Genomic DNA, 26,160 nt, shown 5'->3' on the forward strand with positions numbered 1-26,160 from the left:
CTTGCGCGCCTCGCGGGCGCGCGCATACGTTCTGTGCCGGGCGGCCGATCACGCCGATCCCGGCGGCCGATCCCCGGCCGCGGACGCGAAGGAGCGAGGATGAGCGACAGCCCGCCGCTGAGGGTGGCGATGGTCGGTTACGGATTCATGGGCGCCGCCCACTCCCAGGGCTGGCGGGTCGCACCGCGGTTCTTCGGACTGGCCGCCGAGCCGGTGATGGACACCATCGTCGGGAGGGACGCCGCCCGCGTGGAGGACGCCCGCGTCCGGTTCGGCTGGAGCCGCGCCGAGACCGACTGGCGTCGCGTGGTCGAGGATCCCCGGATCGACGTGGTCGACATCTGCTCGCCCGGCTCGTCGCACGCCGAGATCGCGATCGCCGCGCTCGAGAACGGCAAGCACGTGCTGTGCGAGAAGCCGCTCGCGAACACGGTCGAGGAGGCGGAGGCGATGACCGCGGCCGCCGAGCGCGCCGCCGCGCGCGGGGTCCGGTCGATGGTCGGCTTCAGCTACCGCAGGGTGCCCGCGATCGGGTTCGCCCGCCGGCTGGTTGCGGAGGGGCGCCTCGGCGCGATCCGCCAGGTGCGCGCGCTCTACCTGCAGGACTGGCTCTCCGACGAGGAGGGCCCGATGACCTGGCGGCTCGACAAGGAGGCGGCGGGATCCGGCTCCCTCGGCGACATCGGCGCGCACGCGATCGACCTGGTCGAGCACCTGACCGGCTCGCTCCTGAGCGGCGTCTCCGGCACGCTCGCCACCTTCGTTCAGGAGCGTCCGCTGCTCGGCGAGACCGTCGGGCTCTCCGGCACAGCCTCCGAGCAGCGCGGCCGGGTCACGGTGGACGACGCGGCCTGGTTCACCGCGCGCCTCGCGGGCGGCCACGCGGAGGGCGCGATCGGCGCCTTCGAGGCGACCCGCTACGCCACCGGGCGCAAGAACGCGCTGCGGATCGAGCTGAGCGGATCCCGCGGCGCGATCGCCTTCGACCTGGAGGCGATGAACGAGCTGCAGTTCTACGACGCGACCGCGCCGGCGGGGGAGCAGGGCTTCACGCGCATCCTCGTGACCGAGCCCGAGCATCCCTACATGGCGAACTGGTGGCCGACCGGCCACGCGATCGGCTACGAGCACGCGTTCAGCCACCAGGTGAAGGACTTCGTGGACGCGGTGACCGGCGGACGCGACCCCGAGCCCTCGTTCGCCGACGGCCTGCACGTGCAGCGCGTGCTTGACGCGGTCGAGCGCAGCGCCGCCTCCGGCAGCGCCTGGACCAGCACCGAACGGAAGGAAGCATGAGCAAGCAGGCACTCGTCGTCCGCGGCGGCTGGGACGGGCACATGCCCGTCGAGACCACCGACCTCTTCGTCCCGTTCCTCCGCGAGCACGGTTTCGACGTGCGCGTGGAGGAGGGCACCCGCGTCTACGCCGACCGAGGGTTAATGGACACCGTCGACCTGGTCGTCCAGGTGAACACCATGAGCAGCATCCAGGACGACGAGTTCGCCGGACTCCAGCGCGCCGTGCTCGGCGGCGCGGGGATGGCGGGCTGGCACGGCGGCATCGCCGACGCCTACCGCGACAACGCCGACTACCTGCACATGATCGGCGGCCAGTTCGCCCACCACGCGGGCAAGGACCCGGCCGAGCGCACCGGGGAGCAGTCGGACAACTACATCCCGTACACGGTCCACATCACCGACTACGGTCGCACGCATCCCATCACGCAGGGCATCGAGGACTTCGACCTGGTCACCGAGCAGTACTGGGTGCTCTCCGACGAGTACAACGACGTGCTGGCCACCACCACGCAGGAGGCGCGGCCGTGGGACGCCTGGAACCGCCCGGTCACCTCTCCCGCGATCTGGACGCGCCAGTGGGGCGAGGGCCGGATCTTCGTCTCCGCGCCCGGACACCGGCTGGAGATCGTCGAGAGCGAGCCCGTGCGCACGATCATCGAACGGGGGATGCTGTGGGCGGCGCGCTGAACGTTGGCGTCGTCGGCGTCGGGAACATCAGCCGGCAGTACTTCGCCGAGCTGCCGAAGCTGCCGAACCTGCGGCTCGTCGCCGTCGCCGACCTGGACGAGGACCGCGCCAGGACGGCGGCGGACGAGCACGGCGCCGAGGCGCTCACGGTGGATGCGCTGCTCGCGCACCCGGACGTCCACGCCGTGCTCAACCTCACCCTCCCGCAGGCGCACGCCGAGGTCGCGCTGCGCGCACTCGACGCAGGCAAGCACGTCTACGGTGAGAAGCCGCTCGCGCTGACGACGGCGGAGGCGCGCCCGGTGCTCGAGCGCGCGGAGCGCCGCGGGCTGCGTGTCGGGAGCGCGCCGGACACGGTCCTCGGCACCGGGATCCAGACCGCACGGGCGCTGCTCGATGCCGGCCGGATCGGCGTCCCGATCGGGGCCGCCGTCGCCTGGAGCGCGCCGGGACACGAGCTGTGGCATCCCGCCCCGGCGTTCTACTATCAGCCGGGCGCCGGCCCGCTGTTCGACATGGGGCCGTACTACCTCACGGCGCTCGTCACGTTCTTCGGGCCGGTGGTGCGGGTCTCCGGCGCCGCCGGACGGTCCGCCAGGGAGCGCACGGTCGCGACGGGGCCGCTCGCCGGGACGAGCATCCCGGTGGACGTCGACACGCACGTGACCGCCATCCTGGAGCACGCGTCCGGCGTGATCTCCACGGTCACGGTGTCGTTCGAGGTGTGGGCGACCCGGGTGCCGCTGTTCGAGGTGTACGGCACGGAGGGCACGCTGTCGGTGCCCGATCCCAACCAGTTCTCCGCCACGGTGTCCGTCGCGTCGGCGGGGGACCCGGAGTTCCACGACGCGCCGGCCGCGGGCGGCTACGCGGACGCGGGGCGGGGGTTCGGACTCTCCGACCTGGCCAGGGCGATCGAGACGGGGCGCCCGCACCGGGCATCCGGTGAGCTGGCGTTCCACGTGCTCGAGATCATGGAGGCCGTCCTCGACGCGAGCGCGCGCCACGAGGTCGTCACGCTGTCGCCGGCGCTCGACCGGCCGCAGCCCGTGCCGCTCGGGGCGCGACCGGAGAGCTGGTGAGCCGGGCTATTGTCATGTCATGTCCGCCTCTGACCTCAGCACCGTGCGTCCCGCGACCGGCGGCGCGACGGATGCGCTTCGGCGCAGCAACCTCGCGACGGTGCTCGGTCTCGTCCACCGGGAGGGCGCGCTCTCGCGCAGCGAGCTGACCAGGCGCACCGGCCTCAATCGCTCCACGGTCGGCGACCTGGTCGCCGAGTTGGCGCGGCTCGACCTGGTCGAGGTCGACGACGCGCCGGCCGCCGGCGGCCGCGGGCGCCCGAGCCCGCTGGTGCGGGTCACCGGCTCCGTCGCGGCCGTCGCGGTGAACCCGGAGGTGGATGCCGTGCTCGTCGGCCTGGTCGGGCTCGGCGGACGGGTGCTCAAGAAGGTGCGCATCGAGACCTCCACCGCGCGGTCGGTCACCGATGTCGTCACGCTGGCGTCGGCCGGCATCGCCGGGATGCTGGCGGGCGAGTCCGGCACGCACATCGTGGGGATCGGCGTCGCCGTCCCCGGCCAGGTGCGGCTCTCCGACGGGATGGTCAAGGAGGCGACGCACTTCGGCTGGGTGGACGAGCCGCTCGCGGAGCTGCTCGCCTCCGCCACCGGGCTGCGCGCCTGGGCCGCGAACGCCGCGGTGCTGGCGCTGCGCGCCGAGAGCGCCTTCGGCGCCGGGCGCGGCGTCGACGACCTCGTCTACATGATCGGCGGCGCCTCCGGCATCGGCGGCGGCGTGATCAGCGGAGGCCGCCTGCTCACCGGCGCCGCCGGCTACGCGGGCGAGTTCGGGCACACCTTCGTGGCGACCGACGGCCGCCCGTGCCCGTGCGGCTCCCACGGCTGCCTGGAGGCGGAGGTCACCCAGGCCGAGCTGCTCGAGGCGGTCGGACTGGCCTCCGCGCAGGCGGCGGACCTCGCCGACCGCCTCGTCGAAACCGAGGACGCCGCCGCGCTCGCGGTCGCCCGCCGCGCCTACGGGTACCTGCGCATCGCCGCCAGGGACGCGGTGAACGTGTTCAACCCGTCGGTCGTCGTCCTCGGCGGCTTCCTCGCCGCGCTGTACCGCGGCGCGACGGCGCACGGCGCCGCCGACCTGCTGAGCGAGGTCGTCCGCTCCTCCCGCGAGGGCGTGGAGGTGGTGGAGGCGCAGCTGGGCGCCGACCAGCTGCTCGTCGGCGCGGCCGAGCTGGTCTTCTCCGAGCTCATCGCGGACCCGGTGCGCGCCCTCGCCCGCGTCGCCTGAGCCCGTCCCCACCCGCCGAGTACGGAGAGAATCCGCGCACTCGGCGGTTTCGGGGCCATTTTCTGCGTACTCGCGGGCGAGACTGTGGGGAAAGTGGTGGGTCAGCGAGCGGCGCGGCGGAGCACGCGGCGGCCCGCCTCGGCGACGTCGTCCGCCGTCCAGGCGAGGGCCTCGTCGCGGAGCGTGACCTCGGCGACCGCGCGGCCGCCGTCGTCCGTCCACCAGCCGTGCAGCCAGCGTTCTCCGGTCGCCTCCAGGTCCTCGAGCACCGCGCGGTTGATCGCGTCCGCACGCAGGTCCGCGTACACCCAGAACTCGCCGATGTGCGGAGGGTCGGGGGTGACGCGCAGGCCCGGGACGGCGCGCAGCCCCTCGGCGACGACGGCGGCGTGTTCCGCCCAGAGAGGAACGCGGTCGAGGCGGGTGTCGAGCCCGTCGAGGGCGGCCACGATCGCCGGGAACTGGCGGAAGACGTCGCCTCCGAAACGGGTACGCCAGACGCGTGCCTCGGCGATCAGGTCCTCCTCGCCCGCGATGGCGGCGCCGGAGAGGCCGCCGACCGCCTTATAGAGCGAGACGGAGATCGAGGACGCGTGGGACACGATCTCGGGAAGCGGGCGCCCGAAGGCGTGCTGCGTTTCCCAGATCCGCGCGCCGTCGACGTGCAGCGGGACGCCGCGGCGCCGGGCGACGGACGCCAGCTCTACGAACTGGTCCCACGTCGGGAGCACGTAGCCGAGCTCCTGCAGCGGCAGCTCGACGACCACGGCGGCGAGCGGGCCGGGCATCGCGTCCAGCTCGGCGGCGGTCGGGTGCCGGCGCTCGATGGTCGGGTGGACGGGCTCCAGCCGGCTGAGCACGGCGAAGCCGTCCTCCTCCTGCAGCTGCGTGTGCTGGAGGGGGTGGACGGCGACACGTCGCGTCCCCGCACGCGCGGCCCAGACCTGCATGACCGCCTGCTGGGCCATGATCCCGGTCGGGAACCACAGCGCGGCCGGCGTACCCAGCAGCGCGCCCACGCGCCCCTCCAGCCGGCCGACGATCCCGTCCCCGTACGCATCGAGCGGTTCGAGGTGCGCGGCGTGTGGTGAGGCGGCGAGTGCAGCGAGCCGTTCCGCCGCCGTCACGGGGCGCTCGTTCGAGAGCAGCCGCCGCGCGCCGCGGGAAGCACTCCACAACCGCTGCCGTGAATCGGTCATGCCGATACCCTACGTGGTGCCTATTGTTGGGCACCCGAACTAATCTTTCCACCCTCTAAACACAGGATGCCGACGCGAGAATCCAGCTTGCGTCTTTTCGAAACGTCGTTTATGTTGTGTTCGTCAACAAATTGCATCGGAGTGGCTGCGAGGCCTGCACAGGCGCGTCCACTCCACTACAAGGAGGTAAACGATGCGCAAGAAGCACCTCGCATTCGGCGCGATCCTGGCCGCCGGTGCGCTGCTGCTCGCTGGATGCTCCAGCTCGTCCGATTCGGGCTCCGACAGCACGGACGGAACCGGCAAGACGCTCACCCTCTGGCACTACGAGGGCGAGGACTCCGCCATGGGCAAGGCCTGGGCCCAGGCCATCACGGACTTCGAGAAGGAGACCGGGGCGAAGGTGAAGTTCGAGGCGAAAAGCTTCGAGCAGATCCGCTCCACCGCGTCCCAGGTGCTGAACTCCAACGAGGCGCCGGACATCCTCGAGTACAACAAGGGCAACGCCACGGCCGGCCTCCTCGCCAGCCAGGGCCTGCTCTCCAACCTCGACGACGCGGTGAAGAAGTACGGCTGGGACAAGAAGCTCGCCTCGAGCCTGCAGACCACCGCGAAGTACGACGACAAGGGCATCATGGGCTCCGGCTCCTGGTACGGCGTCCCGAACTACGGCGAGTACGTCGAGGTCTACTACAACAAGGACATGTTCGCGAAGTACGGCGTCGAGGTCCCGAAGACGTACGACGACTTCGTCGCCGCACTGCAGAAGTTCAGGGCCGCCGGCGTCACCCCGCTCGCCGAGTCCGCGGCCGAGTACCCCCTCGGCCAGCTCTGGTACCAGCTCGCGCTGACCAAGGCCGACCGCTCGTGGGTGGACGACTACCAGCTCTACAAGGGCAAGGTCGACTGGAAGGGCGAGGCGCTCAGCTACGCCACCAAGACCGTCGACGACTGGGTGAAGAAGGGCTACATCTCCAAGGACGCCTCCGGCCTGAAGGCCGAGGACGCCGGGACCGCGTTCATCGCGGGCAAGTACCCGATCTTCTTCTCCGGCAGCTGGTGGTACGGCCGCTTCCAGAGCGAGATCACGAAGTACCAGTGGGGCACGTTCCTGTTCCCCGGCGCGAAGATGTCGCCCGGTTCCGCCGGCAACATGTGGGTCGTCCCGGAGAACGCCAAGAACAAGGGCCTCGCGGAGAAGTTCATCGACATCACGATGAGCGACAAGATCCAGGCGCTGCTCGGCAACAACGGCGGCGTGCCCGTCGCGGCCAAGACCAGCGACATCACCGACGAGAAGTCGAAGGACCTGATCGCCAACTTCAACACCCTCACCGGTGAGGACGGCATCGCCTTCTACCCCGACTGGCCCACGCCCACCTTCTACGACCAGCTGAACGCCGGCCTGCAGGAGCTGATCAACGGCAGCAAGGACCCGGCCGCGGTCAACAAGGAGCTCGGCTCCGAGTACCAGGACGGCGTCGACCAGATCGTCAACCAGTAACCAGCCATCGACCCCGCGGGTTCTGCACGCGTGCGGAACCCGCGGGACCGACGGCGACGGAGGAAACATGAGCGTGCTCACTGCGCGCCCGGCGCGGAAGCGTAGCGAGTCGCTGCTTCCCGACAGCGGGCGCGGATCGTTCTGGTGGTACCTGCTGCCGGGATTCGTCCTGCTCGCGGTGATCGTCCTGATCCCGCTGGTCTGGAACATCTACCTGAGCTTCACGAGCTACCGGGGCATCCGGCCGCCGAAGTTCATCGGTCTGAACAACTGGCAGCGGCTGCTCGCCGACGACAAGTTCTGGACCTCGTTCGGCAACTCGATCGCGATGATCATCGCGATGGTGGTCATCCCGACGCTCGTGGGCCTGGTGCTCGCGGCGATGCTGTTCGACCTGATCGGCAAGAAGTTCGGCGGCAAGCTGGCCAGCTTCCTGCGCGCGACGTACTACCTGCCGCAGATCCTCCCGGTCGTCATCGCGGCGATCGTCATCGGCTGGATCCTGCGGCCGGACAACGGCGCGCTCAACCAGGTCCTCGCCGCCATCGGCCTCGGCGACCTGCAGCACAACTGGCTGGGCAGCCCGGACACGGCGCTCGCGTCGATCATGGCCGTGATGGTGTGGGTGCAGATCGGCTACCCGGTCGTCATCTTCATGGCGGCGCTGCAGCGCGTGGACCCCGAGCTCTACGAGGCGGCCGAGCTCGACGGCGCCAACTGGTTCCAGCGGTTCCGCTCGATCACGGTTTCGATCATCCGGCCCGAGATCTTCGTCGTCACCCTGACCTGCACGATCGCGGCGCTCAAGGTGTTCGGACCGGTCTACACGCTCACCCGCGGTGGCCCGGGCACCGCGACGATGGTGCCCTCGTACTACTCGTACAGCGAGTTCTTCCAGAGCCAGCAGGTCGGCTACGGCGCCACGATCGCGACCGCGCTGACGGTGGTCATCATCGCCGTCTCCATCCTCTTCATCATCGCCCAGAACCGGGCCGAGCGCAGGGAGAACGAGCGCTGATGTCCACCACCCTCTCCCGGCAGACGGGGACCAGCGCCCCGGCCGCCCCGCGCACGCTGAAGCGGCAGAAGCCGAAGAAGACGGCCACCGACTGGGTCATCCTGATCGTCGCCATCGTGATCGGCGTCGGGATCGCGTTCCCGTTCCTGCTCATCCTGCTGAACTCGTTCAAGAGCCCCGCCGACTACAACTCCGGCGGTCCGCTCCAGCTGCCGACGCACCTCTACACCGACGGCCTCGTGAACTTCTGGAACCGGGTGAACTTCCCGCAGAAGCTCTGGAACTCCGTCTTCATCTCGGCCGTCGTCTCGGTGCTCGCCGTCGTGATCTCGGTGCTGAACGCATACGCGCTCGGCATCGGCAGGGTCAAGGCGCGCACCTGGATCATCGTGCTCTTCCTGCTGGCGAACATGCTTCCGCAGGAGTCGCTGCTCTACCCGCTGTACTACATGTTCAAGCAGGTCGGTCTGTACGACAACGTGTGGAGCGTCATCATCATCTTCACGGTGATCCAGAGCGCGTTCGGCACCTACCTGCTCTCGAGCGTGTACGGCACCTTCCCGAGGGAGGTGCTGGAGGCGGCGTCGCTCGACGGCGCCGGCCGCTGGCGGATCCTCTGGCGCGTGGTCGTGCCGATCTCCCGTCCGACGCTCAGCGTGCTGCTCATCTTCTTCTTCATCTGGACGTGGAACGAGTTCCTCATCCCGCTGACGTTCCTGGTCTCCAACGACAACCAGACCGTGCCCGTCGCCATCAGCGTGCTGCAGGGCGACCGGCTCATGGACGTGACGACCACCTCCGCGTCGGCGCTGCTGGGACTCATCCCCACGCTCGTCTTCTTCCTCATCTTCCAGCGCACCCTCACGCGGGGCATCACAGCAGGAGCTGTCAAGTAAATGAAGTTCACCGATGGTTTCTGGCAGACCCGTCCCGGCGTGACGCCGGTGTACGCCCAGGAGGCGTACGACGTCTGCGCCTCGAACGACACGATCGCGGTCACCGCGCCGGGCAAGGTCATCGAGCGCCGGGGCGACACCCTGAACCGGCCGACGTTGACCGTCACGCTCAGCTCACCGCTGCCGAACGTGATCGGCGTGCGCGTCGAGCACTGGCAGGGCGTCCGCGAGGAGCGCGGGTTCGCGCTCGCCGCGGAGGAGGGCCACGTCGAGGTCTCCTCCGGGGAGGGATCCGCGAGCCTGCGCGCCGGCGACCTGGTCGCGACCGTGCGTCGCGGCGCGCCCTGGTCGCTCACCTTCTCGGCGACCGGCGAGGACGGCGCGGAGCGGGTCCTCACCTCCAGCGGCCACAAGTCGCTCGGCTACATGACCGTCGCCGGCGAGGGCGCGTTCGTGCACGAGCAGCTGTCGCTCGGCGTCGGCGAGCTCGTCTACGGGCTGGGCGAGCGCTTCGGACCGCTGGTCAAGAACGGCCAGGTCGTCGACATCTGGAACGCCGACGGCGGCACCTCGAGCGAGCAGGCGTACAAGAACATCCCGTTCTATCTGACGAACCGCGGCTACGGCGTGTTCGTCGACCACCCCGGTCACGTCTCCTACGAGGTCGGATCCGAGTCGGTCGAGCGCGTCCAGTTCTCGGTGCCGGGGGAGAGCCTGCAGTACTACATCGTGTACGGTCCGACGCCGAAGCAGATCCTGGAGCGCTACACCGCACTCACCGGGCGTCCGGCGTCGGTCCCCGCTTGGTCGTACGGCCTCTGGCTGTCGACCAGCTTCACCACCTCCTACGACGAGGCCACCGTCACCTCGTTCATCGACGGGATGGCCGAGCGCGACCTGCCGCTGTCCGTCTTCCACTTCGACTGCTTCTGGATGCGCGAGTTCAACTGGTGCGATTTCGAGTGGGACCCGCGCACCTTCCCCGACCCCGACGGGATGCTGCGCCGTCTCCACGAGAAGGACCTGCGCGTCTGCGTCTGGATCAACCCGTACATCGGCCAGCGCTCGCCGCTGTTCGCCGAGGCAGCGGCCGCCGGCTACCTCGTGAAGCGGCCGAACGGCGACGTCTGGCAGTGGGACCTCTGGCAGGCCGGGATGGGCCTCGTCGATTTCACGAACCCGGACGCGACCCGCTGGTACCAGGACAAGCTGCGGGCCCTGGTGGCGCAGGGCGTCGACTGCTTCAAGACCGACTTCGGGGAGCGCATCCCGCTGGAGGTCGACTACTTCGACGGGTCCTCGCCGGAGCGGATGCACAACCTCTACACACAGCTCTACAACGAGGCCGTGTTCGAGGTGCTCCGCGAGGAGCGCGGCGACGGCGACGCCGTGCTGTTCGCGCGGTCGGCGACCGCGGGCGGCCAGACGATGCCGGTGCACTGGGGCGGCGACAACACCTCCTCCTACGAGTCGATGGCGGAGACGCTGCGCGGCGGCCTCTCGCTCGCGTTCAGCGGTTTCGGCTTCTGGAGCCACGACATCGGCGGGTTCGAGGGGATGCCGGACCCCGGCGTCTTCAAGCGCTGGACCGCGTTCGGCCTGCTCTCCAGCCACTCGCGGCTGCACGGCAGCGACTCCGTGCGGGTGCCGTGGGCGTTCGACGAGGAGGCGGTGGAGGTGACGCGGATCTTCACGAAGCTGAAGCTGCGGCTGATGCCCTACCTGTTCGCCGCGGGCCGCGAGGCGCACCTGATGGGGACGCCGGTGATGCGGCCGATGCAGCTGGAATTCCCCGGCGACCCGGCGGTCGACCACCTGGACCGGCAGTACCTGCTCGGGCCGGACATCCTGGTCGCCCCGGTGTTCTCGCCGGCGGAGGTGGAGTTCTACCTCCCGGAGGGCACCTGGACGGAGTTCTTCTCCGGTCGTGCCGTCGCCGGCGGCCGCTGGCTCCGCGAGACGCACGGCTTCGACAGCCTGCCGCTCTACGTACGGGAGGGGGCGGTGCTGCCGCTCGGGGCGCGCGAGGACCGGCCGGACCACGACTATCGCGACGGCCTCACCCTCGCGGTGTACCCGGGTCCAGACGGGACGCGGGACGTCACGGTCGTGACCCCGGACGGCGAGGTCGCGGAGTACGCGGTGACCCGCTCGGGCGACCGCCTGACGGCGACCGGCCCGGCCGGGTTCGCGTTCACGCTGCACGATGTGACCACCGGTCGCACGGCCGCTGCCGACGGGGGACGCGCCGAGCTGTAATACAGTACTCGGGACCATGAACGGCAGGACGACGGCGGGGACGAACCTCGACACGGTGCGCAGGCACAACCTCGGGACGGTGCTCGGCATCGTCCACCGCGGTGGTCCCGTCGCGCGGTCGGCGCTCACCCAGGCCACCGGCCTGAACCGGTCGACCATCGGCGCGCTGGTGGCGGAGCTGGTCGAGCTCGGCCTGGTGGTCGAGCGCGAGCCGGAGTCGAGCAACCGCGTCGGCCGGCCGTCCCCGGTGATCGCGCCGGACGGGCGGGTGGTCGCGCTCGCCGTGAACCCCGAGGTGGATGCGGTGACCGTCGGCGTGGTCGGGCTCGACGCCGTCGTGCACCGGCGCGTGCGCTACCCGACCGGGCACGTCCCGACCGCGCAGGAGGCGGCGGCGATCGCCTCCGCGGTGATCGACGGGCTGCGGCCGGACCTCGGCCGCGCATCCCGGGTCGTCGGCGTCGGTGTCGCGGTGCCGGGCCTCGTGCGCGAGGAGGACGGCGTCGTGCGGCTCGCACCGCACCTCGAGTGGGCGGAGGAGCCGTTCGCGGCCGAGCTGGCGGAGGCGACGGGATACCCGGTGCTGGCCGCGAACGACGCGAGCCTCGGCGCGAACGCGGAGCGGCTGTTCGGCGCCGGACGGGGAGCCTCCGACCTCGTGTACGTGAACGGCGGCGCCTCCGGTATCGGTGCGGGCGTCATCGTCGGCGGCTCGCCGCTGACCGGCATCAGCGGGTACGCCGGCGAGCTCGGCCACACGCTCGTCAACTCGTCGGGCGTGCGCTGCCACTGCGGCGCGATCGGCTGCCTGGAGACCGAGGTGAGCCAGCGCGCGCTGCTCCGGGCGCTCGGGCTCGCCTCCGCGGACCCGGACGAGCTCTCCCGCGTGCTCGCCGCCGCCGTTGGCTCGGGGGACGCGGCCGTCACCGCGGAGGTCGACCGCCAGGTCGGCTACCTCGCGACCGCGCTGCGGAACGCGACCAACGTGTTCGATCCCGAGCGGATCGTCCTCGGCGGCTTCCTCGGCGCGCTCCACGAGCTCGCGCCGGAGCGCCTCCCGGACCTCGTCGCCGCGCAGGCCCTCGCCGCCTCCGCCGAGAGCCTCACGATCACCCGCTCGGCCCTCGGCAGCGACATCCTCATGATCGGGGCCGCCGAGCTCGCCTTCGCCCCGCTTCTCGCCGCCCCCGCCGCCTGACGCTCGGGGACGAGGCCCGCGAGCACAGGAATTGTGTCGCGGTTGGGGGCGAATCGGAGCATTTTTCCTGTGCTCGCGGGCATGTGCACGTTCACATTAGAGGCGCTGAGGGGATAGGATTGTGGGCGTCCCGCGGGTCGAATCGATTCGAGCGGGGCTGACAGCACCGCGCGCCGACGCGGTGCTTCTTTTCGGCCGCGTCCCCACCGCTCCACCGACCACCCCCGACTCAGCAAGGACCCCTTTCGTGACCACCGTCGTGCATCCAGGCGACTCGCTCTCCGGACGTCAGCGCCTGGCGTACATCCTCATCCTCGGCGCCCTCACCGCTCTCGGGCCGTTCACGATCGACACGTACCTGCCCGCCCTGCCGACGCTGCAGGAGGACTTCCAGGTCTCGACCGCGGCCATCCAGCTGACGCTGACGGCCACCACGATCGGCTTCGGCGTCGGCCAGCTCCTGGTGGGCCCGTGGTCGGACAAGATCGGCCGCCGCCTGCCGCTCATCGCCGCCACCGCCGTCCACATCGTCGCCTGCCTCGCCGCGGCGGTCGCCCCGAACGTCGAGCTGCTGGGCGCCGCGCGTGCGCTGCAGGGCATCGGCGCCGCCGCGGGTGGTGTCGTCGCGATGGCGATGGTCCGCGACCTGTTCGGCGGCCGCCCGCTGGTGCGGATGCTGAGCCGGCTCGCGCTCGTCAACGGGCTCGCCCCGGTGCTGGCTCCGGTCGTCGGCTCGTGGCTGCTGCTCGTCATGCCGTGGCGCGGGATCTTCGTGGTGCTCGCCTGCTACGGCCTGTTCGTCATCGTCTGCGTCTCGCTCTGGATCGTCGAGACCCTCCCGAAGGCGCGTCGCCACGACGCCGGGCACTCGACCGTCGGCCAGCGCTACAAGTCAGTGCTGAGCGACCGGGTCTTCGTCGGGATCGCGATCGTCGGCGCCGCGAACTTCACCGGACTGTTCTCCTACCTCTCGTCGAGCTCGTTCATCTTCCAGGAGATCTACCGGTTCAACGCGCAGGAGTACGGCCTGCTGTTCGCCGTCAACTCGATCGGCATCATCATCGGCGTGCAGTCCGCGTCGCGACTGACCAAGTACTTCGGCCCGCAGTGGATCCTCGCGGTCTCCACCGTCGTCATGTTCCTGTCGTCGGTCGCGATCGTCGTCCTCGACCAGGCCCACGTCGGGCTGTGGGGGACCGCGATCCCGCTCTGGTTCTTCATCGCCGCGTGCGGCTTCGGCTTCCCGTGCGTGCAGGTGCTCGCGCTGAACGGCCACGGCCACGAGGCGGGCACCGCGGCCAGCCTGCTCGGCGCCCTGAACTTCGGCATCGCCGGCATCGTCTCGCCGATCGTGGGCATCCTCGGCGTCGGCAGTGCGGCCCCGATGGGAGCCGTCATGGCGATCTGCGCACTGGTGTCGATCGCGTCGCTGTGGCTCGTGGTGCGCCCGCGCACGGTGCCAGAGCTGGCGCACTGACGCCCGAGGCCGCCCGCAGGTACGGTGGGGGGATGGCGAGCCCGCAGGACATCCGTACCGCGCGGGAGATCAGCAGGCGCTGGCCGCTGATCTCCGCATCCGTCGCCGTTGGGCTCGTCCTCGTGCTGGGAGCGATCATCGCGTTCCGGCCGCACGAGCCGTTCGCGCTGGACCTGGAGTGGATGGAGGAGATCCTCGAGCACCGCTCGCCGGTCTGGACCGTCCCCGCGCTGTTCTTCAACTACGTCGGCGGCGGGATCCTCGGCTCGGTGATCATCCCGCTCGTGATCTTCCTGCTGCTCCTGGCGTTCCGACGGCCGTGGGGCGCCACGTTCTTCGCCGTCGCCAGCCTGCTCTCGGTGCTGGCGGTGCAGGTGATCAAGCACACGGTCGGCCGGGCGCGCCCGACCGAGATCCTGGTCAACGTCGACACCGGTTCATTCCCGTCGGGGCATACGGCGAACGCGGCCACGATGGTGGTCGTGCTCGCGATCCTCTTCCCGCGGGTCTGGGTGTGGTGCGCCGGCATCGCATGGGCGGTCCTGATGGCCGTCAGCCGCACCTACCTCGGCGCGCACTGGCTGAGCGACACCATCGGCGGCCTGCTCCTCGGCGCGGGCGTCGCGGTGATCGTCTGGGCCCCCCTCGCGCACCGCCTCGCCCGCGAGAGCGCCCTCCCGCATCCCTTCCTCCGCCCCCGCCCCGCGCAACCGCCGAGTACGTAGAAAATCGACGAGAAACCGCCGAGTACGGAGAGGATCTGCGTACTCGGCGGCTTCGGGATCGTGCGTGTGAGGGGCTAGAGGGACGTGGGGGCGGGGCCGAAGTCCGGGATGGGGAGGCGCACGCCGCCCTGCAGGGCGCTCTCGTGCGCGACGATCCCGGGCAGCGTGTAGCGCGCCGCCTGCCAGGCGTTCACCGGCGGCAGGCTGCGCTCGTTCACCGCGCGCACGAAGTCGTCCGCGAGGAAGTGGTGGCTGCCCTCGTGCCCGTTCGTCACGTGGTCGAATTCGCGCGGAAGCCGGCTCCGGTCGTGGATGGGCGCGCTGCCCGAGGTGAACGCGTCCCGCAGGGCGGGGGAGACGTGCGCGAGGGACGGGTCGTCCGGCGACAGCGTCGGCTTCGGCTGCAGCAGGTCGGTGATGTCGGTGACGCCGTCCTTGTCCGTGCGGTGCGACACCGTCGCCAGCTGCTCGAAGCTGCCCTCGGTGCCGAAGAACCGGAACCGCGACTCGCGGATGTGCGACGGGTAGCCGACCCGGCGGAACTCGTTCGTGCGGAACGACCCGCCCCCATCGACCTCGAACAGTGCCGTCGCATTCGAGAAGTCGTTGCCGAACATGCTCACCTCGCGGTCGAAGACGCCGTCGCCGCGGTCGTCGGCGACACCGATCGCGGAGACGCTCACCGCGTGGGTGCCCCAGGCGCCGAGGATGCCGCCGATGGAATGCGTCGGGTAGAGCAGCGGAGGGTAGCTTGCCGTCGACTTCCATTCGTCGCCTCCCGAGTAGCGGTAGGCGTCGTAGAAGCCGAGGTCCATGTCGTGGACGTAGTCGCCCTCCGCGTAGAAGACGCGGCCGAAAGCGCCGTCGGCGATCTGCGAGCGGGCGTACACGGTCGCCGGGTTGTAGTGGCTGGTCTCGCCCATCATGTAGGTGAGCCCGGTGCGGCGCACGGCGTCGATGATCGCCGCGATCTCGTCGGCGCTGATCGCCATCGGGACCGCGGAGTAGACGTGCTTGCCCGCCTCGAGCGCACGGACCACGAGCGGTCCGTGCGTCCAGCGCTGCGTGAAGATGGCCACGGCGTCCACCCGCGGGTCGTCGAGCGCCGCCTCGAAGGAGGGGATGGTTCCGTCGAGGTGGTACTCGGTGTTCAGCCGCTCGGCGCGCTCGGGGAGGAGGTCGGTGGCGTACACCGCGCTCACGCCGGGATGCAGAGCGAACAGCTTCGCGAACTGCCCGGCGAACTGGCCGGCGCCGATCATGGCGATGGAGAAGGTCATGTCACTCTCTTTCGGGGATTTCAGGGGTGGTTCGAGGGGCGGCGGACGCGTGGCCGGTCAGCCGCCCTGCTGGAAGAGCAGGTCGATCTGCCGGTTGGTGGTGGTGAGCGTCGAGACCGGCGCGTCGTTGGCGTACACGTTCTGCATCGCGGGCGCCATCAGCGCCGTGATGTCGGCCGCATAGTTGGTGATCGGGAACGAGAACGTCGTCTTGTCGGACACCTGCTTCGTGAACGACGACACGTCGAGACCGCGCGCGTTGTACGCGGCGATCGCCTTATCGGTACCCGACTTCACCGCCGGGAACACGATGCCCTGCTCACCCACGATGTCCTGGCAGGCGGGAGAGGCGAGGTAGGCGACCCACTTGGCCGCGCCCTCCTTGTTCGCGGCGTTCTTCGTGATGGAGTCGGCCAGTCCGTTGAGCATGGAGGCGCGCTTGCCGGTCGGGCCGACCGGCGTCAGCGCCATCCCGACGTCGACACCCTTGAGCTGGGCGTACGTGCTGATCATCCACGAGCCGTTCATCGACAGCGCCGCCTTGCCGCTGCCGAGCTGCACCTCCGGCCCGTTGGACGCGGAGTAGGCGGTGAACGGCGCGAGGTAGCCCTTCTTCGCCAGCCCGAAGTACCAGGAGATCGTGTCCTGGAACCGCTTGTCGTCGTAGTTGTAGTGGGTGCCCCAGGTCTTCTTGTCCGTGTACGTCCATCCCGTCGAGCCGGTGAAGGCGCTCCACTGGGTCTGGCCGTCCGATCCGCCGGCGTCGTTGCTGGCGAGACCGTAGGTGGCGACGTGGTTCTTGTCGAAGCCGGGCTCGTCGCCGCGGACGCCGTTGGCGTCCACCGTGAGGTGGGCGAGCATCTTCTCGAAGCTGCCGCCGTCCGTGGGGTTCCAGCTGAGCGCGCTCAGCTCGGCGTCGGAGACACCGGCGGCCTTCGTGACCTTCTTGTTGTAGAAGAGCGAGATCGTGTCCCAGTCCTTCGGGGTGCCGTAGCGGTGCCCGTCCGGTCCCCGCCAGCTGTCGGCGAGGCCGGGCTGGTAGATGCTGTCGTCGATGCCCTTCGTCGCGTCCAGCTCGTCGAGCGGTTGGAGCACACCCAGGTCGACGAACTGCGCGAACTTCGAGATGTGGTCGGTGAACACGTCCGGCTGGGTGCCGGCGATGAATCCGGCGGTGAGCTTGGTCCAGTAGTCGTTCCAGCCGAGCTGGGTGATCTTCACCGTCAGGCCGGGATTGGCCTTCTCGAAGCCCGCCGCGCACTTCTGGTACGCGGGAAGCTGGTTGGAGTCCCACAGCCAGTAGCTGACGGTGTTCGCCGGCTCGCTCGCCCCGCCGGCGGCGCAGCCGGAGAGCACGAGGGCGGCGGAAGCGGCGATCGCGGCCGCGGTGGAGCGGAGCCGGGTACGGCGGGATGCGCGCATGGGGGTCCTCATTTCAATCCGGTGAAGCCGATGGAGTTGACGATCCGGCGCGCGAACACCCCGAAGAGCACGAGCATCGGCAGCGCCGCGACGAGGGTCGCCGCCATCAGCCCCGACCAGTCCGTGCCGCTCTGCGGGGTCTGTGCGCGGAACACGCTGAGCGCGACCGTCAGCACCCGGGACTGGTCGGTGTAGCTGACCATCAACGGCCAGAAGTAGTCGTTCCACGCCGTGATGTAGGTGAGGATGCCGAGCGTCACGATCGGCGCCGCCGACATCGGGAGCATCACGCGGAAGAAGATGCGCACCCTCCCCGCGCCGTCGAGCAGGGCGGCCTCCTCGACCTCCCTCGGCACGTTCATGAAGAACTGCCGCAGGAAGAACACTGCGAAGGGCGTCATGAACAGGCTCGGCAGCGTGATCCCGAGCAGCGTGTCCACCAGCCCGAGCTGCTTGATGAGCACGAAGTTCGGCAGCAGCGTGAAGATCGACGGCACCATCAGGCCGGCGAGGAAGACCGCGAACACGATGTTCCTGCCGCGGAACCGCAGCCGGGCGAACGCGTACGCCGCCATCGCGGAGAAGAACGTCTGGCAGACCGCGACGGTGGTCGCGACGATCACCGAGTTGAGCAGGTACCGCCAGAAGTCGACGGAGGCGCCGGAGCCGCCCTGGGCGAGCGCCTCCTCGGTGCTCTGCAGCCCGAACACCCTGGCGAAGCCGCCGAGGGTGAGGTCGACGGGGAGCAGGGAGCTCGGGTCGGAGGCGAGGGCGGTGTTGGTGGAGAGCGCGGTGCGCAGCATCCAGTAGAAGGGGAACAGCGTCACCAGGATGATCAGCACCATCACGATCCAGGCGATGGTGCGGCCGACCGGGATGCGGCGGCCGGTGCGCGCGGGGGCCGCGGGCAGTGTCGGTTCGAGGGTTGTCATGTCGAGGCTCCTTCGCCTGCGGTCAGTCGAGGTCGGTCTTGCCGGCGCGGGTGAGGCGGTACTGGATGACCGTGATGACGCTCAGCACCACCAGCAGCGCCACGGAGATCGCCGACGCGTAGCCGAACTGGAAGCGGCCGAACGCGAGGTCGTAGATGTACTTCTGCAGCACATTCGTCGCGTTCGCCGGTCCGCCGTTCGTGGTGACGGCGACGGTGTCGAACACCTGGAACGACCCGATCACCGTGATGATCAGCACGACCGCGAGCACCGGACGCAGCAGCGGCATGGTGACGCTCCAGAACGTCCGCCACTCGCTCGCGCCGTCCACCCGCGCCGCCTCGTAGACGTGCGACGGGATGGCCTGGAGGCCCGCGAACAGCAGCAGGGCGGTGTAGCCGACGTGCCGCCAGACGTTGACGAGCGCGATGGTCGGGATCGACCAGGTCTCGCTCGCGAAGAACGGGATGTGCTCCAGCCCGAGCGCGCCGAGCAGCTGGTTGCCGATGCCGAGCTGGGTGTCCAGGATCCAGAGCCAGACGATACCGGCGACGACGTTGGAGACCAGGTACGGCGTGAGCACGATGCCGCGGAGGAACGTCGAGCGCGTGAGCCGCTGCATCAGCACGGCGATGAGCAGCGCGACGACGGTCTGGACGCCGATGTTGATGACGACGTACTCGACGGTCACTCCGAGCGAGTGCCAGAAGATGGGGTCGCCGGCCATCCGGATGTAGTTGCCGAAGCCGATCCACTTCTCCGGGGTCAGCAGGTTGTAGCTGGTGAAGCTGAGGTAGATGCCGCGCAGGGTCGGCCAGGCGAGGAACACCAGGAAGCCGATCGCGGCGGGTGCGATGAACAGCAGGGCGATGAGCCCGTCGCCTCCTCCGCGCGAGCGGCGGGTGGGAGGGGCGCTTGGACCGGGGGCCGGTGGCGCCGCCTGGGTGGGGGTGCGTGTGGTCGTGATGGCCATCGAGACTCCTTCGTCGTGACCGGAACGGAATTAATGTTGCAGCAAAACTAAATGCGGTGTCAACACCCGATCGGGAATCGGGAACCCTAGAATGTCGGCATGGCGGAGAGTGTCGTGGCGGAAGGAGCCCCGGAGAGCGCGCAGCGCGTGCTCCTGGAGATCCTCATCCACGGTCCGCTCTCGCGCGTCGAGCTGGCCGAGCGGCTCGGCCTGTCCGGCCCGAGCCTGACCCGGCTGACCAAGCCGCTGCTCGCCTCCGGCCGGCTGTTCCAAGGCCGTCCGCTCGTCCGCGCCGCCGGGCGTCCCATCCTGCCGCTCGACCTCGATCCGGCCTCGGAGCACTTCGCGGGCGTGAAGGTCACCGCCGATGCCGTGTACGCCGTCGTCACCGACCTGCGCGGCGAGGTCCGCGCCGAGCTGGAGTCGCCGCTCGCCGGGCACGCGCCGGACACGGTGGCCGACGCGGTTGCCGACGTGGTGCGCGCGCTGCCCGCCGCCTTCGCGCCGCTCTCCGGTGTCGGGATCAGCCTCGGCGGCAACACCGCCGACGGAAGGACGGTGGGGGAGTCGCACTTCCTGGAGTGGGTGGACGTCCCGCTCGCCGACCTCGTGGAGGCGCGCCTCGGCCCGCCGGTCACGGTCGCCAACGACGTCAACGCGCTGACCCAGGCGCAGCATTGGTTCGGTGCCGGCCGCGGTCTCGACACCTTCGTCGTGGTGACGATCGGCGCCGGCATCGGGATGGGGCTGGTCGCGGGCGGTGCCCTGGTCGGCGGGGCGCACGGTGCGCTCGGCAGCATCGGCCACCAGCTCCTCGCCTGGACGGAGGCCACCTGCTGGCGTGGCCACCACGGCTGCGCGAGCGCACTGCTGACGACGGAGGCGGTGGAGTCGGCCGCCGAGCGCGCGACGGGCCGAGCCGTGAGCTACGACGAGGTGCTGCGCGGTGCCTCCCGTGGCGACCCCGCACTGCGCGCGGTGGTCGACGAGGCGGCGGGGGCGCTTGGCCTTCTGCTCGCGACGGTGATGAACACCATCGATCCCGCGACGATCGTCGTCGCGGGCGAGGGCGCCCGGCTGGGCGAGACGGGAGAGCACGCGATGCTCGCCGCGCTCTCGGGCGCGGCGGTCTGGGACAGCGTGCGCACCCCCGTGCGGGTGCAGCCGTTCGCCTTCACGGAGTGGGCGCGCGGCGCCGCCGCCACCGCCATCCGCTCCCGCATGCTGCGCTGACCCGCGCCGCCCGCCGCCCTCCATCCGTTCCGGAGTTCTTCACGCAACACGCCGTGCGGAGGCGTGAACATCTCCGGAAGCGATGGCGGGGCGGGCGCCGGCTCACACGGCCGTGACGTCGATGAGCCAGACCCGGTCGGGGAACGACAGCGGCGCCGACATCCCGGCCGCCGCGAGCGCACGCCCGCTCAGGACGACACCCTCCGTCTCCTCCGGCGTCAGGCTCCGCGACAGCGGCGTGCTGCCGTCCGTTCCGACCGGGACGCCGCTCTCGGTGCCCGCGAACCACGGTGGAACGCGGTAGCCGCTCGCCGGGTCGCCGAGCGCCAGCGGCCGCACCCGGTAGCGCCGGTCCGGGTCGAGGCCCCGCAGCGTGATCCGCCCGAGCGGTCCCTCGTTCGAGCGGCCGAGGTAGGCGAGCGAGTACAGCGCGCGGCTCCGGTCCGGCGCGACGACGCCGCTCACCCACAGCGTCGGGTCGATGTCGTCCATGCGCACCAGGTCGCCGCCGTGCAGCAGGTCCCTGCGCTCGCGGTAGAACGCCGTCCACTCGGCGAGCGCCGCGAGCTCCGCGTCGGTCGCCGCCGCGAGGTCCCACTCGATCCCGAGGTGCCCGATCAGGGCCGTCGCCGCGCGGAAGGAGAGCTCGTGCTCGCGATGCGTGGTGTGCGAGCGCCCGGAGGCGATGTGCGCGCCGAGCAGCTCGGGAGGCAGCAGCTGCTGAGTCCAGCGGTGCATCTCCTGCCGCTCGAGCGGATCGATGCAGTCCGACACCCAGACCCGGTCGGTGCGCTCGATGACACCCAGATCGACGCGTGCGCCCCCGGACGAGCAGGATTCGATCTCGAGGCCGGGGAACCGCTCCTTGAGCTCGTCCATGAGACGGTAGGTCGCCAGCGTCTGCTCGTGGACGCCCGGCCGCCCGCTCGGGGACGTTCCCGCGTCCACGAGGTCGCGGTTGTGGTCCCACTTGATGTAGGCGATGTCGTCGTGCGACAGGATGTCCACCATCCGGTCGCGGATGTACGCGTACGCCTCAGGGATGCCGAGGTTGAGCACCTGCTGGTGCCGCGACTCGACGGGGAGCCGGCCGCCGGTCTGCATGATCCACTCGGGATGCGCCCGCGCGAGGTCGGAGTCCGCGTTCACCATCTCCGGCTCAAACCAGAGCCCGAACTCCATCCCGAGCCCGCGCACGTGGTCGATCAGAGGGGTGAGGCCGTCCGGCCACACGCCTTCGTCGACGTACCAGTCGCCGAGGCCCGCGGTGTCGTTCCTGCGGTGCCGGAACCAGCCGTCGTCGAGCACGTAGCGTTCGACGCCGATCGCCGCCGCGCGGTCGGCGAGGTCGGTGAGCCGGGCGAGGTCGTGGTCGAAGTACACCGCCTCCCAGACGTTGAGCGTCACCGGCCGCGGACGGCGTGGATGCTGCGGCCGCGCCCGCAGGTGCCGGTGCAGCCGCCGCGCCTGGTCGTCGAGGCCGTCGCCGTATGCGCCGTAGAGCCACGGGGTGCGGTAGCTCTCGCCGGTGCCGAGCACGACCTCCCCCGGAAGCAGCAGCTCGCCGCCCCCGGCAACCTGCTCGCCGCTGGAGAGCCGCTCCGCGTAGTGGCGGTGGTTGCCGCTGAAGCCGACGTGGACGCCCCACACCTCGCCGCGCGCGAAGCCGAAGCCCGGCTCGCCGACGGTGAGCAGGGTCGCGGCGTCCGCGCCGGTGCGGCCGCGCCTGCCCTCGCGAACGTGCGCGCCGACGGTCAGCTCGCCGCGCTGCGGGGTGCGCTCCTTGCCCCAGCGGCCGGCGAAGTCGAGGGTCTCGCGCGCCCGCGGCGGGAGGGGGAGCGCGAGCGAGAGGTCGTCGAGCCGGTACGCGGCCCCGAGGTTGGTGAGGGTCGCGGCCGTGCGCAGCACGCCCGCCGCGCTCAGCTCGAGGTCGATCGCGAGCTCGAGTTCGGCGGCGGCGTCGCGTGCCGTCACCCGCACGGCGCCGCCGCCGGTGAGGGTGACGAGGCCGCCGCCGGGTCCGGCGCTCGCGTCCGCGTCCGTCGCGGAGACCGCCTCGACCTCCGTCACCCGGAACCACGGCGACCAGGCCGCGCCGTCCCTGCTGCCGCTCAGCCCGGGACGGCCCAGCCAGCCGGTGCGCTGCTCCGGCAGGACGGCGACGCGCACCGGCTCGTCGACCGTGTTGTTGGCCTGCGGCGGGATGCCCGCGAGCACGACCGCCCGCGCGCCGGTCGCATCCAGCTCGCCGAGCGCGGCGCCCCAGTGCGCGATCGCGGGCAGCAGCCCGCCCCGCACGTCGACCAGCACGCTCACGCCGCCGGCCGTCAGGTGGATGGTGTCGATGGTCATGCCGCTCCCTCGCGCAGTTAATTCCTCCGCAAAAGTATTGCACGCCCTCACCCGGACCGGGGATCCCGTCGTGAACCGCGCGCAACTCCGGACATCCCGGCCCAACGCTCCCGGAACTCCGTAGGAACGGTCATCCCACCGGTGTGTCGCGCGCGCCCTCCGGAATTACGCGCCGAGCAGCGCCCGCGCGCGCATCCCGACCCGGACTGCCGTGGCCCCGTCGTCGCCTGACCGTTCCGACCACGCGGCGGAGAGGCCGCACCACGCGAGAACCCAGCGCAGCATCCGCCGCTCGTCGACACCGGTCTCGGCCGCGATCACCGCCGCCGTGCGCTCCAGCCGTCCGGGGCCCAGCGCCACGGAGGCGGACGGGTTGCACAGGATGTTGGCGAAGTCGAACGCCGGGTCGCCGTGGATGTGCTTCGGATCGATCGCCCGCCAGCCGCGCTCGCCGAAGTCGAGCACGTTGCCGTGGTGCAGGTCGCCGTGCAGCACCGCATCGCCCTCCTGGTGGTCGAGCAGGTCGCCCGCGGTCGAGGCCGCCGCCGCGAACAACCCGCCGTGGGCGCCGGGATGCTCGCGTGCGTGCGCGAACAGCTCCCGGAACCAGCGGTGCAGGTCGACGATCCCGTCCGGCCGGGGCGCGTCGTCCACGCGGTGCAGCGCCAGTCCCGTCCGGCAGAGGATGCGCGTGGCCTCGTCGTCGCCGTCGGGCCCGGACGCGGCCAGCGCCTCCAGGGATCGGTGCCCCGTCGCCCGCTCCATGACCACCGCGTCGCCGTCCGCCTCGTACACCGCGGCCGCTCCGCGCCCCGCCCACCAGGCGAGCACGCGCGCTCCAGCCGCCTCCTCGTCGACGGTGGCGAGCTTGAGGAATGCCGGCCGCCCGCCGCTCGACACCGGCTGCAGGATGCTGGACGGCGTCGCGAACGCCTCGCCGTCCGGCGTCAGCGACCAGCGTTCGCGCCACGGAGCGAGCGTCGCCGCGGGGTCCCGTGCCGTCCCGCTGCCGATTGGCGGCACGCTCACCGCGCCGCCTCGCGCTCCGCGGCGACCTGGGCCGCGTACGCGCCGGGGGTCGAGCCGACCACGGCCCTGAACTCGCGGGTGAAGTGCGCCTGGTCCGCGTACCCCAGCTCGGCGGCGAGCAGACCGATCGGGGGCGGAGCGTCCGACCTCAGAGCGGCGGCCGCCTCCTGGAGCCGGTAGCGCTGGATGAGCCACTTCGGGCCGAACCCGATGTGCCCCGCGACGAGCCGCTGCAGGCTGCGGACGCTGAGATCGAAGCGGTCGGCGAGCTGCTCGACCCGGAGTAGTTCGCGGTCGTCCTCGACCGTCGCGACGATCGCATCCACCAGCTCGGCATCCGCGCCAGGCGCCGGAAGGCCGGTGATCGCGGCCTCGAAGGCGTCGATCGCGCCGGAGTCGTCGCCGGCGTCCATACGCTCGCGGATCGGTGCGGAGGCCGCGGCGATCGCGGCCGCCGCCTCCGGAACGAGTGCCGTCGCCGGCAGGGCGGCCGGCAGCCCCCGCAGGGACGCTCCGGTCCAGCCGCGAGCCGTGCCCGGCCGCAGCATCACCCCGAACGCCCACCCCTCTCCGCGGAGCGTGCGGGTGGAGAGGCCGCGGCTCGCGCGGTGCAGCAGCACGGCGTCCGGCTCCACCACCAGGTTCGCGGTCGGATACTCGAGCACGGCCTGGCGGATGTCGGTCCCGGCCGTCAGCCGCCAGCGCGGCAGCCAGTAGTGCCTCGCGAACGCGGCCGCCGCCTCGCCCGGAAAGCGTCGCTCCACGGTCACGGGCGCGCCGGCATGCGGCGTCAAAAGGCCCTTGCTGCGCGGGCCGGCGGCGGTGGTCTGGCTCACGCTGCCATACTTTCACGGTGACTCTCATCCGCCCGTACCAGCCGGCCGACCGGGACGACCTGTACGAGGTGTGCCTGCGCACCGGAGCGAGCGGGGGCGACGCGACCGGCCTCTACTCCGACGACTCCCTGCTGCCGGACATCTTCGCCGGGCCATACGCCGCCTACCAGCCCGACCTCGCATTCGTCGTCGATACCGGTGACCACGTCGCGGGCTACGTGATCGCGGTCGCCGACTCGGTCGCGTACGCGGACTGGTACGAGGCGGAGTGGCTGCCGGGCTTCATCGCGGCGCACCCGCTCGAGTCCGCCGGGGACGACCGTGAGCGGGAGATGATCGGCTACGGCAGGAACGTGCGCAGCAGCATCCCCCGGGAAGTCGCCGACTACCCGGCGCACCTGCACATCGATCTGCTGCCCGAGCTTCAGGGTCAGGGCTTCGGCCGCCGGCTGATCCGCACGCTGCTCGCTGCGCTGCGCGATCGCGGCGTCCCCGCCGTCTACCTGACGATGTCGCCGGACAACCACTCGGCGCGCGCGTTCTACGACCGCCTCGGCTTCCACGAGCTCCCCTCGAGCCGTCCCGGAGGCCCCGTGCTGGGCATCCGCACCGACGCGGAGGTCTGAGCCGGCCCATCCGCTGCGGGGACGGTCGCGCAGCGCGCGTCGTGGGGCCGCGTCAGCGGAACCGCGGCATCCGCTCGAACCAGTACAGCAGCTCGGGGGAGCTGCGGCGCAGCTGGGTGAGGGTCATCGACTCCTCCGGCCGGGTCACCGGCACATCCAGCTCCTCCGCGACGCGCTCCATGTCCTCGAGCGGCCAGAACTGGCCGCGCATCCGGAGCAGCAGCCGGCCGTCCGCGCCGGTCACGAAGAGCTGCGGCAGCGTGTCCAGTGTGCTTGCCTCGTAGAGCTGCACGAGCACGATGGACCCGACGTCCGCGGGACGCACGAGCACCGTCCGCCCGAAGAAGCCGCGCTCGCGCACGCCGTCGGCGCGCAGCGTGATCGTGGTGGAGAAGAAGGCGTAGACGCCGAGCACCGTGGCAGCGATGACGAGCAGCTGCGCGATGAGCACCAGCAGCCACGGGCCGTCCGGGATGGTCAGCCAGTACAGCACGGCGAACACGGGGGTGGTCAGGGCGAGGATGGCGACGAGCCCGCGCACGAAGAGGCTCCGGAAGGGACGCAGGACCGTGTCCTGTGCCGTATCCGTCTCCCGCTTCAGTTCCCGCTGGCCGCTCATCGAATCGAGCCTGACCGATGCCCGTCCTCGTCGGTAGCGGCATTTTGGGGGACACGGCGGCGCGCGGCGAGGTCCTTGGCGCGCAGCGACCGCACCCGGAAAGCCGAGACGACGGTCGCGACGACGCACACCGCGAAGACGACGACGCCGCCGAGGTCGTGCATCCCTCGCCCGATGGCCACCGCGAGGATGCCGAGCACGATGGTCGCACAGAGCTGCGCGAACATCCTCTTCGACACCGGACCCCTTCCCCGTCGTGGCCGCAAGGACACTAACACGCGAGGCTGGGC

Annotated in this window: 23 protein-coding genes; 13 read left to right on the forward strand and 10 right to left on the reverse strand. The window is 70.9% G+C overall.

All coding sequences use genetic code 11. The annotated features are described in order from the left end of the window. The first annotated feature begins 99 nt into the window (after positions 1-99). Genes AAME72_RS11345 through AAME72_RS11360 form a run of 4 tightly spaced genes read left to right on the forward strand, consistent with a single transcriptional unit; the run spans position 100 to position 4,292 of the window. Positions 100-1,296 (forward strand): Gfo/Idh/MocA family oxidoreductase, encoded by a 1,197-nt coding sequence (locus AAME72_RS11345; protein WP_348786667.1) that lies wholly within the window; start codon positions 100-102, stop codon positions 1,294-1,296. Beyond that, a complete protein-coding gene (locus tag AAME72_RS11350) occupies positions 1,293-1,985 on the forward strand; it encodes a ThuA domain-containing protein (RefSeq protein WP_348786668.1) in 693 nt (230 codons plus the stop codon). Before AAME72_RS11345 ends, AAME72_RS11350 begins: the two co-directional genes overlap by 4 nt. After that, complete coding sequence (locus AAME72_RS11355; RefSeq protein WP_348786669.1) at positions 1,970-3,067, forward strand: Gfo/Idh/MocA family oxidoreductase; 1,098 nt, start codon at positions 1,970-1,972, stop codon at positions 3,065-3,067. The genes AAME72_RS11350 and AAME72_RS11355 overlap by 16 nt, the downstream gene beginning before the upstream one ends. Positions 3,068-3,086: 19 nt before the next feature. Next, positions 3,087-4,292, forward strand: coding sequence for an ROK family transcriptional regulator (locus AAME72_RS11360; RefSeq protein ID WP_348786670.1), 1,206 nt, complete (start codon positions 3,087-3,089; stop codon positions 4,290-4,292). A 101-nt stretch (positions 4,293-4,393) separates the two neighbouring features. Here AAME72_RS11360 and AAME72_RS11365 read toward each other — a convergent pair whose 3' ends face one another. Continuing rightward, positions 4,394-5,491, reverse strand: a complete 1,098-nt coding sequence (locus AAME72_RS11365; protein WP_348786671.1) for a beta-eliminating lyase-related protein — start codon at positions 5,489-5,491, stop codon at positions 4,394-4,396. A gap of 193 nt (positions 5,492-5,684) precedes the next feature. On the opposite strand from AAME72_RS11365, the gene AAME72_RS11370 reads away from it, so the two are divergent. From AAME72_RS11370 to AAME72_RS11400, 7 genes are all read left to right on the forward strand, one after another. Next, positions 5,685-6,995: an extracellular solute-binding protein gene (locus AAME72_RS11370; protein ID WP_348786672.1), complete on the forward strand. Its 1,311-nt coding sequence runs from the start codon at positions 5,685-5,687 to the stop codon at positions 6,993-6,995. A gap of 67 nt (positions 6,996-7,062) precedes the next feature. Next, on the forward strand, positions 7,063-8,013 hold the full coding sequence (locus tag AAME72_RS11375) for a sugar ABC transporter permease (RefSeq protein ID WP_348786673.1): 951 nt from the start codon (positions 7,063-7,065) through the stop codon (positions 8,011-8,013). Further along, positions 8,013-8,909, forward strand: coding sequence for a carbohydrate ABC transporter permease (locus tag AAME72_RS11380; RefSeq protein ID WP_348786674.1), 897 nt, complete (start codon positions 8,013-8,015; stop codon positions 8,907-8,909). Before AAME72_RS11375 ends, AAME72_RS11380 begins: the two co-directional genes overlap by 1 nt. After that, positions 8,910-11,168, forward strand: a complete 2,259-nt coding sequence (yicI, locus tag AAME72_RS11385) for an alpha-xylosidase (RefSeq protein ID WP_348786675.1) — start codon at positions 8,910-8,912, stop codon at positions 11,166-11,168. It begins immediately after the preceding gene. A gap of 16 nt (positions 11,169-11,184) precedes the next feature. Continuing rightward, a complete protein-coding gene (locus AAME72_RS11390; RefSeq protein ID WP_348786676.1) occupies positions 11,185-12,366 on the forward strand; it encodes an ROK family transcriptional regulator in 1,182 nt (393 codons plus the stop codon). A gap of 247 nt (positions 12,367-12,613) precedes the next feature. Beyond that, positions 12,614-13,843 (forward strand): multidrug effflux MFS transporter, encoded by a 1,230-nt coding sequence (locus tag AAME72_RS11395; RefSeq protein WP_348786677.1) that lies wholly within the window; start codon positions 12,614-12,616, stop codon positions 13,841-13,843. 32 nt (positions 13,844-13,875) lie between these two features. After that, positions 13,876-14,568 carry a phosphatase PAP2 family protein gene (locus AAME72_RS11400; protein ID WP_348786678.1) on the forward strand — a complete coding sequence of 231 codons (693 nt, stop codon included), beginning with the start codon at positions 13,876-13,878 and terminating at the stop codon, positions 14,566-14,568. A 74-nt stretch (positions 14,569-14,642) separates the two neighbouring features. Here AAME72_RS11400 and AAME72_RS11405 read toward each other — a convergent pair whose 3' ends face one another. Genes AAME72_RS11405 through AAME72_RS11420 form a run of 4 tightly spaced genes read right to left on the reverse strand, consistent with a single transcriptional unit; the run spans position 14,643 to position 19,175 of the window. Continuing rightward, positions 14,643-15,848, reverse strand: a complete 1,206-nt coding sequence (locus AAME72_RS11405; RefSeq protein ID WP_348786679.1) for a Gfo/Idh/MocA family oxidoreductase — start codon at positions 15,846-15,848, stop codon at positions 14,643-14,645. Between the two features lie 57 nt (positions 15,849-15,905). Next, entirely contained in the window at positions 15,906-17,270 is a 1,365-nt protein-coding gene (locus tag AAME72_RS11410) for a sugar ABC transporter substrate-binding protein (protein WP_348786680.1), read from the reverse strand. Between the two features lie 8 nt (positions 17,271-17,278). Next, on the reverse strand, positions 17,279-18,202 hold the full coding sequence (locus AAME72_RS11415) for a carbohydrate ABC transporter permease (protein WP_348786681.1): 924 nt from the start codon (positions 18,200-18,202) through the stop codon (positions 17,279-17,281). A gap of 22 nt (positions 18,203-18,224) precedes the next feature. Continuing rightward, complete coding sequence (locus AAME72_RS11420) at positions 18,225-19,175, reverse strand: sugar ABC transporter permease (RefSeq protein ID WP_348786682.1); 951 nt, start codon at positions 19,173-19,175, stop codon at positions 18,225-18,227. Between the two features lie 99 nt (positions 19,176-19,274). On the opposite strand from AAME72_RS11420, the gene AAME72_RS11425 reads away from it, so the two are divergent. Beyond that, entirely contained in the window at positions 19,275-20,408 is a 1,134-nt protein-coding gene (locus AAME72_RS11425; protein ID WP_348786683.1) for an ROK family transcriptional regulator, read from the forward strand. A 102-nt stretch (positions 20,409-20,510) separates the two neighbouring features. On the opposite strand, the gene AAME72_RS11430 is transcribed toward AAME72_RS11425, so the two are convergent. From AAME72_RS11430 to AAME72_RS11440, 3 genes are all read right to left on the reverse strand, one after another. Further along, positions 20,511-22,760 carry an alpha-galactosidase gene (locus tag AAME72_RS11430; RefSeq protein ID WP_348786684.1) on the reverse strand — a complete coding sequence of 750 codons (2,250 nt, stop codon included), beginning with the start codon at positions 22,758-22,760 and terminating at the stop codon, positions 20,511-20,513. Between the two features lie 165 nt (positions 22,761-22,925). Then, positions 22,926-23,789, reverse strand: coding sequence for an aminoglycoside phosphotransferase family protein (locus AAME72_RS11435; RefSeq protein WP_348786685.1), 864 nt, complete (start codon positions 23,787-23,789; stop codon positions 22,926-22,928). Beyond that, on the reverse strand, positions 23,786-24,625 hold the full coding sequence (locus tag AAME72_RS11440; RefSeq protein ID WP_348786686.1) for a helix-turn-helix domain-containing protein: 840 nt from the start codon (positions 24,623-24,625) through the stop codon (positions 23,786-23,788). The genes AAME72_RS11435 and AAME72_RS11440 overlap by 4 nt, the downstream gene beginning before the upstream one ends. A 17-nt stretch (positions 24,626-24,642) precedes the next feature. Between AAME72_RS11440 and AAME72_RS11445 the strand changes: the two genes are divergently transcribed. Then, a complete protein-coding gene (locus AAME72_RS11445; RefSeq protein WP_348786687.1) occupies positions 24,643-25,251 on the forward strand; it encodes a GNAT family N-acetyltransferase in 609 nt (202 codons plus the stop codon). A gap of 52 nt (positions 25,252-25,303) precedes the next feature. Here the strand turns inward: AAME72_RS11445 and AAME72_RS11450 are convergent, their stop codons facing one another. Continuing rightward, the gene (locus AAME72_RS11450; RefSeq protein ID WP_348786688.1) at positions 25,304-25,870 is read right to left on the reverse strand and encodes a hypothetical protein; all 567 of its coding nucleotides are present in this window, start codon (positions 25,868-25,870) and stop codon (positions 25,304-25,306) included. Then, on the reverse strand, positions 25,867-26,109 hold the full coding sequence (locus AAME72_RS11455) for a hypothetical protein (RefSeq protein WP_348786689.1): 243 nt from the start codon (positions 26,107-26,109) through the stop codon (positions 25,867-25,869). The genes AAME72_RS11450 and AAME72_RS11455 overlap by 4 nt, the downstream gene beginning before the upstream one ends. Between the last annotated feature and the right edge of the window lie 51 nt (positions 26,110-26,160).

The sequence above is a fragment of the Leifsonia sp. NPDC080035 genome (genome assembly GCF_040050925.1).
Taxonomy (GTDB): Bacteria; Actinomycetota; Actinomycetes; order Actinomycetales; family Microbacteriaceae; genus Leifsonia.